The organism is Microbacterium sp. SCN 71-21 (genome assembly GCF_001725695.1).
Classification (GTDB): domain Bacteria; phylum Actinomycetota; class Actinomycetes; order Actinomycetales; family Microbacteriaceae; genus Microbacterium; species Microbacterium ginsengisoli.
On the sequence record NZ_MEGA01000041.1, the window covers coordinates 1 to 17,407 of the forward strand.

Annotated in this window: 16 protein-coding genes; 6 read left to right on the top strand and 10 right to left on the bottom strand. The window is 72.4% G+C overall.

The window, feature by feature from the left end:
* The 6 genes from ABT08_RS07765 to ABT08_RS07790 form a co-directional block, all read right to left on the bottom strand.
* Window positions 1-303, bottom strand: a 303-nt coding sequence (locus ABT08_RS07765) for an aminotransferase class V-fold PLP-dependent enzyme (RefSeq protein WP_288114517.1), incomplete at its 3' end; no start/stop codon positions are given.
* 44 nt (window positions 304-347) lie between these two features.
* Window positions 348-2,459: an APC family permease gene (locus ABT08_RS07770; RefSeq protein ID WP_502685877.1), complete on the bottom strand. Its 2,112-nt coding sequence runs from the start codon at window positions 2,457-2,459 to the stop codon at window positions 348-350.
* A gap of 118 nt (window positions 2,460-2,577) precedes the next feature.
* A complete protein-coding gene (locus ABT08_RS07775) occupies window positions 2,578-3,021 on the bottom strand; it encodes a DUF1801 domain-containing protein (protein ID WP_045247980.1) in 444 nt (147 codons plus the stop codon).
* Between the two features lie 129 nt (window positions 3,022-3,150).
* Window positions 3,151-4,368 carry an amidohydrolase gene (locus ABT08_RS07780; protein ID WP_056206222.1) on the bottom strand — a complete coding sequence of 406 codons (1,218 nt, stop codon included), beginning with the start codon at window positions 4,366-4,368 and terminating at the stop codon, window positions 3,151-3,153.
* Between the two features lie 34 nt (window positions 4,369-4,402).
* Window positions 4,403-5,632, bottom strand: a complete 1,230-nt coding sequence (locus tag ABT08_RS07785; RefSeq protein WP_056206224.1) for a saccharopine dehydrogenase family protein — start codon at window positions 5,630-5,632, stop codon at window positions 4,403-4,405.
* A gap of 153 nt (window positions 5,633-5,785) precedes the next feature.
* Window positions 5,786-7,456, bottom strand: coding sequence for a glycoside hydrolase family 13 protein (locus ABT08_RS07790; RefSeq protein ID WP_288114520.1), 1,671 nt, complete (start codon window positions 7,454-7,456; stop codon window positions 5,786-5,788).
* Window positions 7,457-7,527: 71 nt separating this feature from the next.
* Between ABT08_RS07790 and ABT08_RS07795 the strand changes: the two genes are divergently transcribed.
* The 3 genes from ABT08_RS07795 (at window position 7,528) to ABT08_RS07805 (ending at window position 10,055) form a co-directional block, all read left to right on the top strand.
* Window positions 7,528-8,445 carry a pseudouridine-5'-phosphate glycosidase gene (locus ABT08_RS07795; protein WP_137877214.1) on the top strand — a complete coding sequence of 306 codons (918 nt, stop codon included), beginning with the start codon at window positions 7,528-7,530 and terminating at the stop codon, window positions 8,443-8,445.
* Window positions 8,446-8,452: 7 nt separating this feature from the next.
* Window positions 8,453-9,346, top strand: coding sequence for a carbohydrate kinase family protein (locus ABT08_RS07800; RefSeq protein WP_056206226.1), 894 nt, complete (start codon window positions 8,453-8,455; stop codon window positions 9,344-9,346).
* 175 nt (window positions 9,347-9,521) lie between these two features.
* Window positions 9,522-10,055, top strand: a complete 534-nt coding sequence (locus tag ABT08_RS07805) for an adenine phosphoribosyltransferase (RefSeq protein ID WP_045248021.1) — start codon at window positions 9,522-9,524, stop codon at window positions 10,053-10,055.
* 2 nt (window positions 10,056-10,057) lie between these two features.
* Here the strand turns inward: ABT08_RS07805 and ABT08_RS07810 are convergent, their stop codons facing one another.
* The 4 genes from ABT08_RS07810 to uraD all read right to left on the bottom strand — a co-directional run bounded on the left by ABT08_RS07810 (window position 10,058) and on the right by uraD (window position 13,604).
* Window positions 10,058-11,464: an amidohydrolase family protein gene (locus tag ABT08_RS07810; protein WP_288114523.1), complete on the bottom strand. Its 1,407-nt coding sequence runs from the start codon at window positions 11,462-11,464 to the stop codon at window positions 10,058-10,060.
* Window positions 11,461-12,657: an FAD-dependent urate hydroxylase HpxO gene (hpxO, locus tag ABT08_RS07815; RefSeq protein WP_056206308.1), complete on the bottom strand. Its 1,197-nt coding sequence runs from the start codon at window positions 12,655-12,657 to the stop codon at window positions 11,461-11,463. Before hpxO ends, ABT08_RS07810 begins: the two co-directional genes overlap by 4 nt.
* A gap of 117 nt (window positions 12,658-12,774) precedes the next feature.
* Window positions 12,775-13,098 (bottom strand): hydroxyisourate hydrolase, encoded by a 324-nt coding sequence (uraH, locus tag ABT08_RS07820; protein ID WP_045247987.1) that lies wholly within the window; start codon window positions 13,096-13,098, stop codon window positions 12,775-12,777.
* Window positions 13,095-13,604, bottom strand: coding sequence for a 2-oxo-4-hydroxy-4-carboxy-5-ureidoimidazoline decarboxylase (uraD, locus tag ABT08_RS07825; RefSeq protein ID WP_045247988.1), 510 nt, complete (start codon window positions 13,602-13,604; stop codon window positions 13,095-13,097). Before uraD ends, uraH begins: the two co-directional genes overlap by 4 nt.
* A gap of 149 nt (window positions 13,605-13,753) precedes the next feature.
* Between uraD and allB the strand changes: the two genes are divergently transcribed.
* From allB to ABT08_RS07840, 3 genes are all read left to right on the top strand, one after another.
* Window positions 13,754-15,115 (top strand): allantoinase AllB, encoded by a 1,362-nt coding sequence (gene allB / locus ABT08_RS07830; protein ID WP_288114525.1) that lies wholly within the window; start codon window positions 13,754-13,756, stop codon window positions 15,113-15,115.
* Window positions 15,112-16,269 (top strand): acetamidase/formamidase family protein, encoded by a 1,158-nt coding sequence (locus tag ABT08_RS07835; protein ID WP_273188652.1) that lies wholly within the window; start codon window positions 15,112-15,114, stop codon window positions 16,267-16,269. Before allB ends, ABT08_RS07835 begins: the two co-directional genes overlap by 4 nt.
* Before the next feature lie 112 nt (window positions 16,270-16,381).
* The coding region (locus ABT08_RS07840) for an AtzH-like domain-containing protein (RefSeq protein ID WP_288114531.1) at window positions 16,382-17,407 on the top strand (1,026 nt) is incomplete at its 3' end.

Consider the following 17,407-nt stretch of genomic DNA (forward strand, 5'->3'; position numbering starts at 1 on the left):
GTTGAGGCCTGCCGTCGCGCCGCTCGTCCACACCAGCTGCTCGGCGGGGGCGCCGACGAAGCCGGCGACCGCCTCGCGGGCGTCTTCGAAGCGGATGGTCGCCTCGGCGGCGAGAGTGTGGGCGCCACGGTGCACGGCCGCGTTCTCGCGCTCGAGGAACTCGCGCTCCGCGTCGAGCACGATGCGCGGCTTCTGGCTCGTCGCCCCCGAGTCGAGGTACACGAGCGGGTGACCGTCGATCTCACGGTCGAGCAGGGGGAAATCGGCGCGCAGGGCTGCCAGGTCGGGCACGAGCGACGTCATCCCTCCAGGCTACGCCGCGTGAGGACGGCGGGCGCGGCGGCGTCTCAGTCGCGACCGCGGGCGCCGGGCAGCGACCCGACCGTCGGCTCGGTGCCGCGACCCGCGCGCTGCTGACCCGGGAGCGGGCGGGAGCGACGACCGTAGATGAGCTCCGACGAGTCGAGCATCCACGGCACGAGGGTGATCGAGACGCCGTGCACGAGCATGAGCTGCTGCGCGATGCGGCGCGAGCGCCGGTTGTGCAGGAAGTTCTCCCACCAGTGACCGACGATGTACTGCGGCAGATAGACGGTGACGACGGCGGGGCCGTACTTCTTGCGGTACTTCTCGATGTAGCCGACGATCGGTGCGACGTAGGCGCGATAGGGCGAGTCGAGGATGACCAGGGGCACCGGCATCCGGTGGTCGACCCATTCCTTCTGGATGTCGTCGCCGCTCTCCTTGGTGAGCGCGACGTGCAGCGCGATCGTCTTGTCGTGGCGTGCGGCGAGCGCGTAGTCGAGAGCCTTCGCGACCGGCTTCTGGAGCTTGCCGACCAGCACGATCGCCACGTCACCCGCGGAGCCGAAGTGCACATGGTCGTCGAAGCGGATCTCGTGCTCGACATCGCGGTAGTACCGGTTCACGCCGATCATCAGCAGCGACAGGATCGGGATGGCGAGGAAGACGAGCCAGGCGCCGTGCACGAACTTGGTGATCGTCACGACGATGAACACGACCGCCGTGAAGCCGGCGCCCATCGCGTTGATGACCAGGCCGTTCCAGATCTCGCGGTGCGTGAAGCTCGCGGACTTCTGCGCCCGTGCTTCGGGCGTGAGGGACTTCAGCTTCTTCAGCTCGCGCCGCCAGTGCACGACCATGCCGGCCTGTCCGAGCGAGAAGGACACGAAGACGCCGATGATGTACAGCTGGATCAGTGTCGTGAGGTTCGCCTGGGTGACCGCGAGCACGATGATCGCGGCCAGGCCCAGCGCGACCATGCCGTTCGAGAAGACGAGACGGTCGCCGCGGGTGTTGAGGGCCTTGGGTGCGTAGCCGTCGCGGGCGAGGGTCGCACCCAGCAGCGGAAAGCCGTTGAAGGCGGTGTTCGCCGCGAGCAGCAGCACCGCCGCGGTCGCCGCCTGCACGACGAAGAACAGGATCGAGTTGTTGCCGAAGGTGGCCGCGGCGACCTGTGCCATGAGGCTCGGCTGGGGCTGGTTGACGCAGTCGAAGCCCACGAGTGCACACGGGTCCTCTGAATAGCGCACTCCCGCGACCAGGGCGAGCATCGTGAGGCCGGCGAACAGGATGATCGCGATGAGGCCCATCGCGGTCAGCGTGCGCTGCGCGTTCTTCACCTTCGGGCGGCGGAAGGCGGGCACGCCGTTCGACACCGCCTCGACGCCGGTGAGCGCCGAGCAGCCGCTGGAGAACGCGCGCAGGATGAGCAGGATGATGCCCGCCTGCGTGATGTCCTCGGCCTTGACCGCGAAGCCGGCGCTCGAGGCGATGGGGGTGTCGCCGACGGCCCAGCGCGCAAGACCCACCACGATCATCAGCGCGATCGAGCCGATGAAGATGTAGGTCGGCAGAGCGAAGGCGCGGGATGCCTCGCGCACGCCGCGGAGGTTGACGAGCACGAGCAACACGACGAAGCCGATCGAGAGCTCGACGCGCCACGTGTTGAGCACCGGCAGCGCGGAGATGATGTTGTCGACGCCGGAGGCGACTGACACCGCGACCGTCAGGATGTAGTCGACGAGCAGGGCCGAGGCGACCACGACGCCCGACTTCTCACCGAGGTTCACGCGGGCGACCTCGTAGTCGCCGCCGCCCGACGGGTAGGCCTTGATGAGCTGCCGGTACGACAGCACCACGACGATCAGCAGCACGACCACGGCGGTCGCGATCCAGGGGCTGAACGCGAGGAACGCGGTACCGCCGATCAGCAGGATCATGAGCAGTTCCTGCGGGGCGTACGCGACCGACGACAGCGCGTCCGACGCGAAGATCGGAAGGGCCATGCGCTTGCGCAGCAGGTGGTCCTCGGCGTCGGTGGAGGCCAGCGGATCACCGATGAGGATGCGCTTGGCGATGGGTGTGTCCGGGGCCGGGTCAGCCGCCGTGGCGTCCGTGCCGTGTTCGGAACCGTCGTTTGTCACGACGCGCGACATTACGCGCTTGCCGACGGCGCCGCAACGCGGATTCCTGAGCGTTCACCCGATCGTTGTGAGGGATGCCGTCCGCAGGTGCGGATGCGGCATCCCCGACGCGATATCGAGAGCGGATGCCTCAGCTCACCGCGCGGCGCACGAGCTCGGCGATCTGGGCGGCGACGGCGTCGTCGATGGCCGTGATCGCGAACTCCTTCGCCCAGAACGTGCCCTCGTCGAGGTGGGCCGTCGCCTGGAATCCGAGGGTCGCGTAGTGGTCCTTGAACTTCGCGGCGTCCTTGAAGAACAGCACCGACTTGCCCTCGGCGTTCGCGTACGACGGCATGCCGTACCAGAGCTTCGGCGCGAGCTGCGGGGCGACGGTCGTCACGATCTCGTGCACCTTCTCGGCGAGCGGCCGATCGAAGTCGGAGAAGGTCGCGATCTTGTCGATGACGTCCTGCAGCTCGGCGGCGGCCTTGTCCGCGTCCTTGGCGCGCTTGGCGGCGGTGCGCTTCTCGGCTGCCGCCTCCTTCATGGCGGCGCGCTCCTCGGCGCTGAACGTCTCGTCGCTCGGGGTCATGGCGTCTCCTCCACTCGGGCCGCACGCGGCGGCATCGAGCACACGGTACCCCGCGCGATTCTGTGCGTGCTTCTCCGATCGTGCTCGACGGGGCGCCGAACGGTCAGCCGCGCGCACGGTCTCGCGCGCTCAGCCGAGCCAGGCGCGGGCGGCGACGACGAGCGCGTCGACGCCCCGCTCGATCGTCGGGTGCATGACCGGCGCGTAGAACGGCGAGTGGTTCGCCGGGATGTCGCGACCGAGCGTGCCGGCCGCGGCCGCGGCGGCGTACGCCTCGGGGTCGACGCCGCCCCAGAACCAGTAGACGAGGGGAACCCCCGCGTCGCGCGCGAACCACGAGACATCCTCGCTGCCGGTGAACAGCCCGGGGTCGACGACGTCGTGCTCGCCGAACGCCGCGCGGAACGCGCCCATGACACGCTCGGTCGCCGCCTCGTCGTTGATGGTCGGCGGCAGGGTGAAGACGCCGTCGAACGTGGGCGGAACCTCGACACCGGATGCCGCGGCCTCGGCGTTCACGATGCGGTGCACCTGGCTGAGCAGTCGCTCGCGCTGGTCGTCGGTCGTGTAGCGCAGGCTCAGCTCGAGGGTCGCCTCGGCGGGGATGATGTTGTGCTTCAGGCCGGCGTGGATGGAGCCGACGGTCACGACCGCGATGTCCTGCGCACTCGTCTCACGGGCGACGATCGTCTGCAGCCGCATCACCGTCGCCGCCGCGAGCACGACCGGGTCGATCGTCTCGTGCGGGCGCGAGCCATGGCCGCCGCGCCCATGGAGCGTGACGGTGAGGCCCTCGGCGGCAGCCATCTGCGTGCCCGGCCGGGCACCCAGACGGCCCGCGGGGAGGGTGCTCGTCACGTGCTGGCCGAGCACCACCTCGGGCCGCGGGAACCGGTCGAGCAGGCCGTCGTCGAGCATCGCCCGAGCGCCCGCGCCGAACTCCTCCGCCGGCTGGAACAGCGCCACGATCGTGCCCGCCCAGCCGCCCCGCTCGGTCCACAGGCGCTCGAGCGCGCCGAGCAGCGCGGTGATGTGCATGTCGTGCCCGCACGCGTGCATGACGGGCACATCGACGCCCGCCGGGTCGACGCCGCGCGCGGTGCTCGCGTAGTCGAGGCCGGTCTGCTCGGGCACCGGGAGCCCGTCAGTGTCGGCGCGCAGCCAGATGACCGGGCCGTCACCGTTCTCGAGCGTCGCGACGACGCCTGTGCGACCGACGCCCGTCTCGTGCGGGATGCCGAGCGCGGTCAGGTGCTCGGAGATCACCCCGGCCGTGCGGTGCTCCTGGAAGGAGAGCTCGGGGTGGCGGTGCAGGTCGACATAGATCGCGTCGAGGTCGAGAGGCATGCCCCGACCCTACGCGAACGTCGCCCGGTGCGGCTCAGTCGATCGGCTTCTCCTCGATGCCCCACGGCGATCCGTAGCCGGCCGGGGCGGGGGCGGCGAGCAGGTCGAGGAACGGGGTCGCCGAGAACGCCTCGGGGCCGAGTACGCCCGCGCCCGACCACACACCAGTGGCGAGCAGTTCAAGGGCGACGACGGGGTTGATGGCCGTCTGCCAGACGACGGCCTGCGAGCCGTACTCGCGCATCGTCTCCTCGTTGTCGGCCACGTGATAGAGGTACGTCGACCGGGGCTTGCCGTCCTTGCCGGTGCCGCGCACCCAGACGCCGGCGCAGGTCTTGCCGCTCATCTTGTCGCCGAGGGTGGCCGGGTCGGGCAGGCATGCGGCCACGACGTCGCGGGGCGAGACATCCACGCCCTTCACGGTCACCTTGTCGGTCTTGTCGAGCCCGAGCTTGTGCAGGGTCTTGAGCACGCCGATGAACTCGTCGCCGAGACCGTACTTGAAGGTGACGCGCTTCGCCTTCGTCCAGCGGGGCATGAGCAGCACCTCCTCGTGCTCGACGTTCACGCACTCGACCGGGCCGATGCCGTCGGGGAAATCGAACACCTCGGGCTCGGAGAACGGCGGCGTCGTGAACCAGCCGGTGCCCTCTTCGTAGATGACCGGCGGGTTCAGGCACTCCTCGATGGTCGTCCAGATGGAGAAGGACGGGGCGAAGTCGTACCCGGCGACGACGAGGTTCGCGCCGTCGCGTACGCCGAGCTCGTCGATCTCGTCGAACAGCTCGTCTTCGGCGTAGCGGGCGAAGACGTCCGACAGGCCCGGCTCGACGCCGATGCCGACGAGCGCCAGGCGCCCGGCGGCCTCCCACTCGGCGGCCTTCGCGAACTGCTCGTCGCCGAGCTTGACACCGGGCAGAGCGTGCGGCTGGTCGGGATGCGGGTGCGACAGGCTCATCGCCATGTCGAGGTAGGTGGCGCCGGCCGCGAACGCCCCGTCGAAGATCGGCATCACGAACCGCGGGTCGACGGCGTTGAGCACGTGGGTGATGTCGTGCGCGCGGATGAGGTCGGCGACCGAGTCCGCGTTCGAGGCGTCGACCTGTGCGGCGATCACTCGAGGGTCGCCGACGGCGTCGACGAGGGCCTGCGGACGCGCCGGGTCGTAGTCGGCGACGACCAATGCCTCGAAGAAGTCGCGACGTACGGCGATACGCACCGCCGCCGATCCGACCCCGCCCGCGCCGATGATGAGGATGCGCATGAGAACTCCCGCTCGTGGATGGCTTTCGGCGAGGTTAGGTCGCCGGCGCCTCCGGGCAGATCGCCGTCGCGGCGAACATGCCTGTGCCCGAGCCGCCGCCGCGGCGAGTGCGTCCGCGCGTCATGCCGCTGCGCTACGCGCGGACACGGCGAGTCAGGCGCGCAGCCAGACCGTGGTGTCGGCGGGCAGGGTCTTCTCGATGCCCGGTTCGCTCGCGACGAGAACGTCGCCGGCGGGCAGCGCCACCGGGGATGCCCCGACGTTCGCGACGACCGTCACGTCGCCGTTGCGGAACGCGATGACGTCGTCGCCGAACCCGTCGAGCCACTCGACGGCGCCGGCGCCCAGACCGTGGGCGCGACGTGTCGCGAGCAGGTCGCGGTAGAGCGACAGGGTGGAGTCGGGGTCGCCGGTCTCGGCGTCGCGGGCGTGCTCCGCCCATTCCGCCGGCTGGGGCAGCCACGACGCGCCCGTCGAGTTGAAGCCGAACGAGGGGCCGGTCGACGTCCAGGGCAGGGGCACGCGGCATCCGTCACGGCCGTACTTCTCGTGGTTCGTGCGGAACCACGTCGGGTCCTGGCGCTTGTCGTCGGGGATGTCGATGGCCTCGGGCAGCCCGAGCTCCTCGCCCTGGTAGACGTAGGCGGAGCCGGGCAGGGCGAGCATGAGGGATGTCGCCGCCCGCGCGCGGCGCAGACCGAGCGCCGGGATCGGCTGGGCCGCCGACAGCGGGCCGATGCCCTCGCCCTGCGGGCTCGGCGCCGTGAGGGCGAGCCGGGAGGCATGCCGGATCACGTCGTGGTTGGAGAGCACCCAGGTGGCGGGCGCGCCGACGGCGGGGAAGGCGCGCAGCGAGTCGACGATCACCTGGCGCAGCGGCTCCGCCTCCCACTCGGTGGTGAGGTAGGGGAAGTTGAACGCCTGGTGCATCTCGTCGGGCCGCACCCACAGGGCGGTCTTCTCGGGCGTGGGCAGCCATGCCTCGGCGCACAGGGCCCGGTCGCCGTCGTACTCGGCGAGCACCTCGTGCCAGTCGCGGTAGATCTCATGCACGCCCGGCTGGCCCCAGTAGGGCACGTCGTCGTCCTCGCCACCCATCGAGCCGCCGTCGACCGGCGGGACGTAGTCGGGAAGGCCCGCCTTCTTGATCATGCCGTGCGCGACATCGACCCGGAATCCGTCGACACCGCGGTCGAGCCAGAACCGCAGTACGCCCCGGAAGTACTCGCGCACCTCGGGGTTGTCCCAGTCGAAGTCGGCCTGGGTGACGTCGAAAATGTGCAGGTACCACTGGCCGAGGGTGCCGTCGGCCTCGGTCACGCGCTCCCACATGCCGCCGCCGAACACCGACTCCCAGTTGTTCGGGGGCAGCTCGCCGTTCTCGCCCTTGCCGTCGCGGAAGATGTAGCGGGCGCGCTCCGAGCTGCCGGGCGCGGCCTTCAGCGCCTGCTGGAACCACACGTGCTGATCGGACGAGTGGTTGGGCACGAGGTCGACGATCACCCGGATGCCGCGGCTGTGCGCCTGCGCCAGCATCTCGTCGAAGTCGGCGAGCGTGCCGAACAGGGGGTCGACGTCGCAGTAGTCGGCGACGTCGTAGCCGGCGTCACGCTGGGGGGAGACCATGAACGGGCTCAGCCAGATCGCGTCGACGCCGAGGTCGGCGAGGGCGTCCAGGCGCGACGTGATGCCGGGCAGGTCGCCGATGCCGTCGCCGTTGGAGTCCGCGAACGAGCGCGGGTAGATCTGGTAGATCACGGCGGTGCGCCACCACTCGTGCCCGGGGGTGCTCGGCAGGGGAGAGACATCCGTCGTCGAGGTCATGGGCACCAGGGTACGGCAGAAATCGTATCGATTCGACGGATGCCTCGGTCCACCGCCCCTACGCTGGTCGGGTGACCATCCACCCCGCTCTGCGCCTGTCGACCGAGGTCGCCGCGGCGCTCGCCGACGGCCGTCCCGTCGTCGCCCTCGAGTCCACGATCATCAGCCACGGCCTGCCGCGGCCGCGCAACCTCGAGGCGGCGCGCGAGTTCGAGGAGATCCTGCGGTCGCAGGGCGTGACGCCGGCGACCATCGCGGTGCTCGACGGCGTGCCGCGGGTGGGCCTCGAGCCCGACGAGGTGCGGCGCATCGCCGAGGAGGACCTCGCCAAGGCGAGCGTGCGCGACCTCGCGATCCTCGCCGCGCTCGGCCGCAGCGGTGCCACCACCGTCGCCGCGACCGCCTACCTCGCCGGCCTCGCCGGGGTGCGCGTGTTCGCGACCGGCGGCCTCGGCGGTGTGCACCGCGGCGCCCAGGACACCTTCGACGAGTCGGCCGACCTGTCGGTGCTCGCGCACAGCCGGGTCGCCGTCGTCTCGGCGGGTGCGAAGAGCGTGCTCGACCTGCCTGCGACCCTGGAGCGCCTCGAGACGCTGAGCGTGCCGGTCGTGGGCTTCGGCACCGACGTGTTCCCCCGGTTCTGGCTGCGCGAGTCCGACCTGACGCTCGACTGGCGGGTCGATGACCCGGCGGATGTCGCGGCGATCCTGCGCGCACAGGACCTCCTCGGCACCGGGGCCGGCCTCGTCGTCGCCAACCCCCTCCCGCCCGAGCTCGAGTGGGACCTGGTCGAGCACGACCGGGTGCTCGCGGAGGCGTTCGCCGAGGCCGACGCGCAGGGGGTGCGCGGCAAGGCAGTGACGCCCTTCCTGCTGCTGCGCATCGTCGAGCTGTCGGGGGGCAAGAGCCTCGAGGTGAACCTCGACATCGCCCGCAACAACGTGCGCCTCGCGGCCCGCATCGCGACGGCGTTCGCGGCCGGGGCCTGAGCCTGCTGTGACCGGGGGCGCGCGGCCGATCCTCGTGATCGGCGACGTGATCGACGACATCATCGTCGTGCCCGCGGGGCCGATCCGGCCCGAGACCGACACGCTGTCGACGATCGTGTCGACCCAGGGCGGGTCGGCCGCGAACGTCGCCGCGTGGCTCGGATCGCTCGGTGCCGCGGTGCGGTTCGTCGGTCGCGTGGGCGCGGGTGACGGCCCCCGGCACCGGGCCTCCCTGGAGGCGTTCGGCGTCGAGGCGCTCATCGACGAGGACCCGGTGCTCGCCACCGGGCGCATCATCGTGATCGTCGACGGCGACCGGCGCAGCTTCCTCACCGACGGCGGCGCGGCGCGCTCGCTCTCGCCGGCCGTGCTCGACGACGAGCAGCTGGGCGCGGCATCCGCTCTGCACCTCACCGGGCACTCGATGCTCGACGCGTGGCGGCGGGTCGACACGGCCGCCCTGATCCCGAGGGCGAAGGCGGCGGGGCTGGATGTCACCGTCGACCCGTCGTCGGCCGGGTTCCTGCGGGACATCGGCGCGCAGACCTTCCTCGACACGATCGCCGGCACCGACGTGCTGCTTCCGAACCGCGCGGAGGCCGAGGCGCTCACCGGCGAAGACGACCCGCGGCTCGCTGCCGAGGCGCTGCTCGAGATCGTGCCCGCCGTCGTCATCACCCTCGGTGGGGACGGCGTGTTCGTCGCGGAGCGGGGTGAGCGCGGCGTGCACCTGCCGGCGCCGCGCGTGCGGGTGGTCGACCCGACGGGTGCGGGCGACGCGTTCGCCGCCGGGTTCCTGGCGGCCCGGCACGAGGGTGCTGACGTGACCGTCGCCGCCCGCCGCGCGATCGTCGTCGCCGCGGGCGCGCTCGGGCGCGCGGGCGGCCGCCCCATCGCCTGAGGGCGGAATCCCCATCGCCTGAGGGCGGTGCCCCTATCGCCTGGGGGCGGCGTCGGGCGCGGGCTGCGGGAACGCGGCAGCTCGGCGACTCGCCGCCGCGGGAGGGGTGGCGCGGCCGGGGGAGCGAAGGGACGCCCGCCCCACGCCGGAAACACGCGCCGGGTATCGTGACCGCGTGCCCATCGAAGCCCCGTCTGCCGCCGACCTCGCCCGCGCCGAGAGTCTCATCGCGATCGTTCCCGACTTCCCGACGCCGGGCATCAACTTCCGCGACATCACGCCGCTGCTCGCCGACGCCGACGCGTTCCGTGCGGTGATCGACGGCCTCCTCGCCCCGTTCGAGGGCACCTACGACGTCGTCGCCGGGATCGAGGCGCGCGGATTCCTGCTGGCGGCCGCCGCGGCGGTCGCCGGTCATGCCGGTCTCGTGCCGATCCGCAAGGCGGGCAAGCTGCCGCGACCCGCGGCATCCGTCGACTACGCCCTCGAGTATGCGACCGCCACGATCGAGATGCACGACGACATCGCTCCCGGCACCCGGGTGCTGCTGATCGATGACGTGCTCGCGACCGGCGGCACGATCGCCGCGGCGCAGGGCCTCGTCGAGCGTCTGGGCGGCACGGTCGCGGGCACCGCCGTGCTGCTCGAGCTCACCGCGCTCGGCGGCCGGGCGCTCACGGGCGACGTGCACGCTCTGTTCACGGTCTGAGGTCAGGCGGCCGGCGCCACGACGCGCCTCCCCCGCACATAGACCTCTGCGACCGCCTGCTCGCGCATGCCCAGCAGCAGCGTGAACAGATGGGCGGATGTCCCGGGTTCCCCGCTGTGCGCGAGTACGTCGGCGAGGCCGGGCTGGTCCTGCGGTCGCACCACGACGAAGTCGGCCTCCTTGCCGGCGTCGAGGTTGCCGAACACGTGCTCCTGGTCGAGCGCGCGGGCACCGGCGAGGGTGCCGAGGAAGAGCAGCTCGGCCGGGTGCAGCGCGATCGCATCGTCGCCGGGCTCGGTCATGTGCACCTTGTATGCGTCGGAGAGCACACGCGGGATGAGCCACTCGTCGCCCGCCCCGACATCGGTGCCGAGGGCCACGGTGACGCCGTGTGCGAGCGTGCGACGCCAGGGCATGGTGCCGCTGCCGAGGAACAGCTGCGATGTCGGGCAGTGCGCGATCGATGAGCCGGTCTCGGCGAGCCGGGCGAGCTCGGCGTCCTCGCAGTGCACCGCGTGGGCCAGGATGCTGCGCCGTCCCAGCAGGCTCTCGCCACCGTATGCCGATCCGGGCATGAAGTGCCCGTCGTAGGTGTCGAGGTAGGTTCGCGTGCCGTAGACCTCGCGCACCGCGGCGATCTCGCCGTCGCCCGGACGGTTGTTCTCGTTGAGGTGCGAGTGGAAGTAGACGCCCCGCTCGCGCGCCTCGCCGTACAGTTCGCCGAGCCCTCTCAGCGTCGTCGGCGTCACCGACAGGCTGAAGCGCGGCACGACCGCGACCTGCGCGAGCGCGCGCGTCGCGTCGGCCGCGGGGCCGGCGGCATCCTGCCCGTGCCAGGCGTCGATCTCGTCGCGGGTCAGCGCGAGCGCGTCGGCCTCGCTGGTGAGAAGGGCGGTGGCCGAGGCGGGGCCGACGGTCTGGATGCCGCGGCCGCTCACCACCCGCAGGCCCGCCTGCAGCGTGCGGGAGAACAGGGCCTCCTGCGCGACCGGGAACGCCGAGCCGAACACCATCGCCGCCGTCGTGCCGACAGCAACCCGGCGGGCGACGAACGCCCGTGCGATCGCGTCGGCGAAGGCCGCGTCGGCGAGACGGGACTCGGCGGGGAACACGCAGTGCTCGAGCCATTCGAGCAGCTCGCCGCCCCCGAACGCGTCGGTGGTGAAGGTCTGCGGGAAGTGCAGGTGGGTGTCGACGAAGCCCGGCAGCAGCACGCCGCCGGTCTCGGTGACCGGGGCCTCGGCCCACTCGGCGGGAAGGTCGCGCCAGGCGCCCGAGAACGCGACGCGTCCGGTCGCGTCCACGACCAGCACCCCGTCGGGCTCGGAGACGAGCGCGGCATCGACGTCGCCCGCCACGGGCGCGCCCGCGATGTGCACGAGGTGGCCGCGGTAGACCGCAGCGGTCACAGCAGCCCGCCGCCGAGGTTGACCGGGCTGTCCTCGACGTTGCCGACGATGCCGCGGATGATGCCGACGCCGTCGGCGCCCCGCAGGCTCTCGTACCAGGCGTCGGTCGCGGCCGGGTCGAACGCGTGGGTCTCCCAGGCGCGCTTGCGGGCGCGCAGCACGAGGTCGCCGGCACGCTCGGCGCGGATCTTCTCGTAGCGCCGCAGCGCGTCGGGCACGCCGAGGGTGTTGGTCGCGAACACGATGCCGAGCGCGAAGGAGTCCTCGAGCGCCGAGCACGCGCCCTGCCCGATGTCGGGCGACGTGTTGTGGGCCGCGTCGCCGAGGATCGCCACGCTGCCGCGCACCCACGTGTGGAAGGGGTCGATGTCCCAGATCTCCACCCGGTTGAGGGATGTCTCGGGGTCGATCGCCGCGATGAGCGCCTCGGCGCCCGGAGCCCAGCCGGCGAACGCCTCCTCGAGCGGACGCTTGCCGTCGGCCTGCTTGTCGTAGGGCAGACCCGAGGGCTGCGGGATGTCGACGAAGAAGTAGAACCGGTCGCCCGCCACCGGCATGACCGCGCAGCGCTTGCCGTCGGCGACGTAGGTCGTCCACTGGGTCGCCGACCCGATGCGCTCGTCGACGGGCACCAGGCCGTTGAAGTTCGTGTAGCCCGAGTAGGTGCGCTCGATGCGCGTGCCGCCCTCGTCGGCGCGGGTCACGTAGTCGCGCACGAGAGAACGGGCGCCGTCGGCCCCGATCAGCAGGTCGGCGGTGTCGGTCGTGCCGTCGGCGAACGTGGCGGTGACGATCCCGTCGGCCTCCGACACCGCGACGAGCTTGCGGCCGAGGTGCACGCGGTCGGTGCCGACGCGCTCCATCAGCAGCGCCTGCAGGTCGGCGCGCGCCACCGGGTAGGGGCGCTGCCCGGTCTGGGTCGTCACCGTCTCGAGCGAGAAGCGGCACATCTCGGCGCCGCCGAACCCCTCGTAGTAGGCCATGTCGTCCATGCGGCCGCCGAGGGCGGCGACCTCGTCGCCGAGGCCGAGCCAGTTGAGCACCTTCACGCCGTTGGACCACAGCGACAGGGCCGCCCCGACGGGCTTGTTCTCCCGCATCTGGTCGTAGACGACCACGTCGTGGCCGAGCTTCTGCAGGGCGAGGGCGGCACTGGTTCCGCCGATGCCGGCCCCGATGATGATCACGCGCATGGTCGGCACCCTAGGGCGCGCACATCACGGGCGCGTTTCGTGCCGGATGCCGCGGCCCGCGGCATCCCGCACCCGTCACGTCGACGCGGGCGGGCGGCGATCGACCGGCAGCGCGGGTCAGCTGCCGCGGTAGGTGGAGTAGGCGAACGGGCTCAGCAGCAGGGGCACGTGGTAGTGCGCGCGGCCCGGCTGCACGCGGAACGTGACGGCGACGTGCGGGTAGAACGTCTCGACGCCGACCGCCGCGAAGTACGGGCCGGTGAGGAACGTCAGCGTGTAGTCGCCGGCGGTGAGCGTGTCGGGTCCGAGCGCGAGCCGGCCGTCGCCGTCGGTGGCGCCCTGGGCGATGACCGCGCCGGAGGCGTGGGCGAGCACGACGCCGACGCCCGACGCCGGAGCGCCCGTGGCGGCGTCGAGCACGTGGGTGGTGAGGTGGCTCATGCGGGGTCTCCTTCGGTGACGGCGGTGCGCAGGCGCAGCAGGGCGATCTCGGCGAGCTGGGCGGCGGCCTCGCGCTCCTCGGTCTCGGGGTCGTGGGCGAGGCGGCGGGTGAGGGCGGCGAGGATCTCCGCGGGTGTGCGGCCCGCCGCGCGGATGAGGAACACGCGCCCGAAGCGCTGCTCGTAGTCGCGGTTGCCCTGCGCGATCGCCGCGGTGACGTCGTCGTCGGCGGTCGCCATCGCGGCCTGCTCGGTTCGGGATGCCGCGGCCTCCGCGCCCGCGCCGTGCGGCTTCTCGCCGATGCGGGGGTGGTGGGCGAGGGCGGCGTCGAGGTCGGCGCGGGACCACGCACCCGCCGTCCGCGCGGCATGGTCGGCGAGGGCCTCGACCGTGCCGTACGGGCGGTGGGCGACGACATCCGTCACCCAGGCGGGGATCGCCGCCCACACCGAGACGACGGCCTCCGCGTCGCGCGCGGGCAGGGCGTCGAACTCGGCGATGCGCATGGCGTCACCCTATCCGGGCGGCAGGTGTCGCCTCGCGCCGATCCGGTGGCCGAGGCGGCCGCCGGATCGGCGAGCGAGGCCGCCCGCACGCGTCACAGAATGTTCATCCTGGTTACATCTGTGAAACGCACCGGCCCTAGGGTGGGGCCATGTCGCGCACGACCCCCGCCTTCACGATCGCGGCCCGCCGTGTGCTCGTCGCCGGAGGGTTCGACGAGGCATCCGTCTCGATCGTCGACGGCGTGATCACCGCCATCGGGCCGTTCGACCCCGACGCCGACGTCGTCCTGCCCGACGACACCGTGCTGCTGCCGGGCCTCGTCGACTCGCACGTGCACCTCGACGAGCCGGGCCGCACCGAGTGGGAGGGCTTCGCCACCGGCACCGCCGCCGCCGCAGCCGGCGGCGTCACGACCCTCTTCGACATGCCGCTGAACAGCGTGCCGGTCACGACCACCCCCGAGGCGCTCGCCGCCAAGCGGGCCGCCGCCGCCGGCAAGCTCGCCGTCGACGTCGGCTACTGGGGCGGCGCCGTGCCCGAGAACCTCGGCTCCCTCGCCGACCTCGCCGCCGCCGGTGTCGTCGGCTTCAAGTGCTTCCTGTCGCCGTCGGGCATCGACGAGTTCGGCCACCTCGACGCCGACCAGCTCGAGGCGGCGCTCGCCGAGATCGCGACGTTCGACGGCGTGCTCATCGTGCACGCGGAAGACCCCGCCCACCTGCACGGCGACGGCGCGCTCGGCGTGCACTACGCCGACTTCCTCGCGACCCGCCCGCCGATGAGCGAGCAGGCGGCCATCGAGCAGGTCATCGAGGCCTCTCGCCGCACGGGTGGCCGCGCCCACATCGTGCACGTCTCCGACGGCGGCGCCCTCGACGCGGTGCGCGCCGCGAAGGCGGACGGTGTGCGCCTCACCGTCGAGACCTGCCCCCACTACCTGACCCTCGCCGCCGAGGATGTGCCAGACGGTGCGGGCGCCTTCAAGTGCTGCCCGCCGATCCGCGACCGCGCCAACCAGGACCTCCTGTGGGTGGGCGTGCTCGACGGCACGATCGACGCGATCGTCAGCGACCACTCGCCCTCGACCCGCGAGCTCAAGGAGCAGGGCGGCGGCGACTTCGGCCTCGCGTGGGGCGGGATCGCGGGGCTGCAGACCGGGCTCGCGGCGATCTGGACCGCGGCGGCGGGACGCGGCATCCCCCTCGAGCGCGTGCTGCCGCTCATGACCGAGGGTCCCGCGCGCATCGCCGGCCAGCCCGGCCTCGGCGAGATCGCCGTCGGCGCCCCCGCGCACCTCGCCGTCTTCGCGCCCGATCGCGCCTGGACGGTCGACGCGGCCGAGCTTGAGTACCGCAACAAGCTCTCGCCGTGGCACGGCCAGACCCTGACGGGCCGCGTCGAGCGCACCTATCTCGCCGGGCACGAGGTCTTCCGCCTCGGCGAGGGGGTCGGCGTGCGAGCCGGCGCCGAGATCCTGCACACCCTGCGACCCACAGGAGCGGAACGATGACGTTCGAGATCCTCCAGCCCCACACCGGACCCATCCCGGCCGACGTCTACCTGCCGGCGAGCCCCGAGACGGTCACGTGGGGGCGCCTGCCCTCGCGCGCCGACGCGCCCGTGCTCACCGTTCCCGCGGGCACCACGGTGACGATCGACACGGTCAGCCACGAGGGCATCCTCGAGGACCAGGGCAAGGACCCGCTCGGCTACTTCACCGGTCACGGGGTGGTCGCGGCATCCGTGCTCGACGACGCCGTCGCGATCGCCGCGGCGCTCTCGCGCGACCCCGCCGTCGACGGACCCCACGTCGTCACCGGGCCCGTGCGCATCGACGGCGCCCGCCGCGGCGACCTGCTGAAGATCACCGTCGTCGCCCTGCAGCCGCGGGTGCCGTACGGGGTCATCTCGAACCGGCACGGCAAGGGCGCGCTCCCCGGCGAGCTGCCGCGCGGCGAGGGCACGATGAGCGTGTTCACCCCGGTGGAGGACCGCGACGGATGCCTCGTCGGCACCCTCCCGCTCACCGACGGCGGTCCGCGCGTGGTGGAGTTCCCGCTCGCGCCGTTCCTCGGCACCATGGGCGTCGCGCCCGACAGCGACGAGCGCCCCCACTCGGTGCCGCCCTCGAACTTCGGCGGCAACATCGACATCAAGCTGCTCACCGAGGGCTCGGTGCTCTACCTGCCCGTGCAGGTCGACGGCGCCCTCGCCTACGTCGGAGACCCGCACTTCGCTCAGGGCGACGGCGAGGTGGCGCTCACCGCGCTCGAGGCGTCGCTGCGGGCGACGCTGCGCTTCGACGTCGTGCCGCGCGCCGAGGCGCTCGCCGCCTTCGGCGACGTGCTCGGCCCGCTCGTCGAGACCGCCGACTACCTCGTGCCGACAGGCCTCGACCGCGACCTCAATGAGGCGATGCGCGCCTGCGTGCGGGCGGCGCTCGCCCTCATCCAGGCGCGCTGGGGCATGTCCGAGCACCTCGCCTATGCCTACCTGTCGGCGGCGACGGACTTCGACATCTCTCAGGTCGTCGACATCGTCACCGGCGTGCACGCGCGCATCCGAGTGGCGGACTTCGCCGCGGTACCGGCGGTGCCTGCGGCGCCCGCCGCGGCTGCCGCGGCTGGACCGCAGGAGAACGCGCCGGAACAGGACCACACGTGACGAAGCGTCCTGTGCACGAGAGTTCGCCTGTTCTCACGGCGAGGGTCGCGCGCGCCGCGGCCAGGGTCGCGGGCGCGGCACAGGCCACGACCACGGATGCCCCGGGGGTGCCGTGAGCCGCGACATCCCCGATGCCCTCTTCACCGCGTTCGACCGGTACGAGCGGGCGATCCTCGACAACGATCTCGCCGTGCTCGACGAGCTGTTCGCCCCCGGACCCGGCACCCTCCGCGGCGACGCGGCGGGCCTGCTCGTCGGTCACGACGCGATCAGCGCGTTCCGCGGGGTGCGGGGCGGGGTGCCGCCGCGCGAGATCGAGCGCATCGAGTACCGAGAGCTGGCGCCGGATGTCGCGCTGCTCGTGTCGATCTCGCGCTACCGCGGCGGCGGCACCGGCCTGCAGACGCAGATCTGGGAGCGCCTCGACGGCCGCTGGCTGATCACCGCGGCCCACGTCACCGCGCGCGCGCAGGCGCTCGACCGGTCGGTGTGGCGCTCGGTCGGCGACCCGCTGCTGCAGGGCGCATGGGAGGGGCCGCTCGACGGTCTCACCGTCGCCGTCAAGGACCTCTTCGCCATCAAGGGCTATCGCATCGGTGCCGGCAACCCGACCTTCCTCGAGACGGCCCGCCCCGAGACGGCGAACGCCGCCGCCGTGTCGGAGCTGCTGCGCGGCGGGGCGTCGCTGCGGGGAATCGCCCGCACCGACGAGTTCGCCTATTCGATCGCCGGCGACAACGCCCATTACGGCACCCCGCCCAACGGCGCCCTCGCTGGTGCCCTGCCCGGCGGGTCGTCGAGCGGCCCGGCGACGGCCGTCGCCACCGGGCAGGCGTCGGTGGGGCTCGCGACCGACACGGCCGGCTCCATCCGTGTTCCCGCCTCCTACCAGGGGCTCTGGGGACTGCGCACGACCCACGGCCTCGTGCCGCGCCAGGGGCTGCTGCCCCTCGCCCAGTCGTTCGACACGATCGGCTGGCTCACCCGCGACGGCGACACCCTGCAGCGGGTCGTCGACTGGTCGCTGAGCTACGACGGGTCGACCTCGACCGAGAGCGTCTTCGGCGAGTCGGGCGCCGATCTGCCCGCCCGCCTGCTCGTGCCCGACGAGATCGTCGAGGCCGCCGAGCCCGAGACG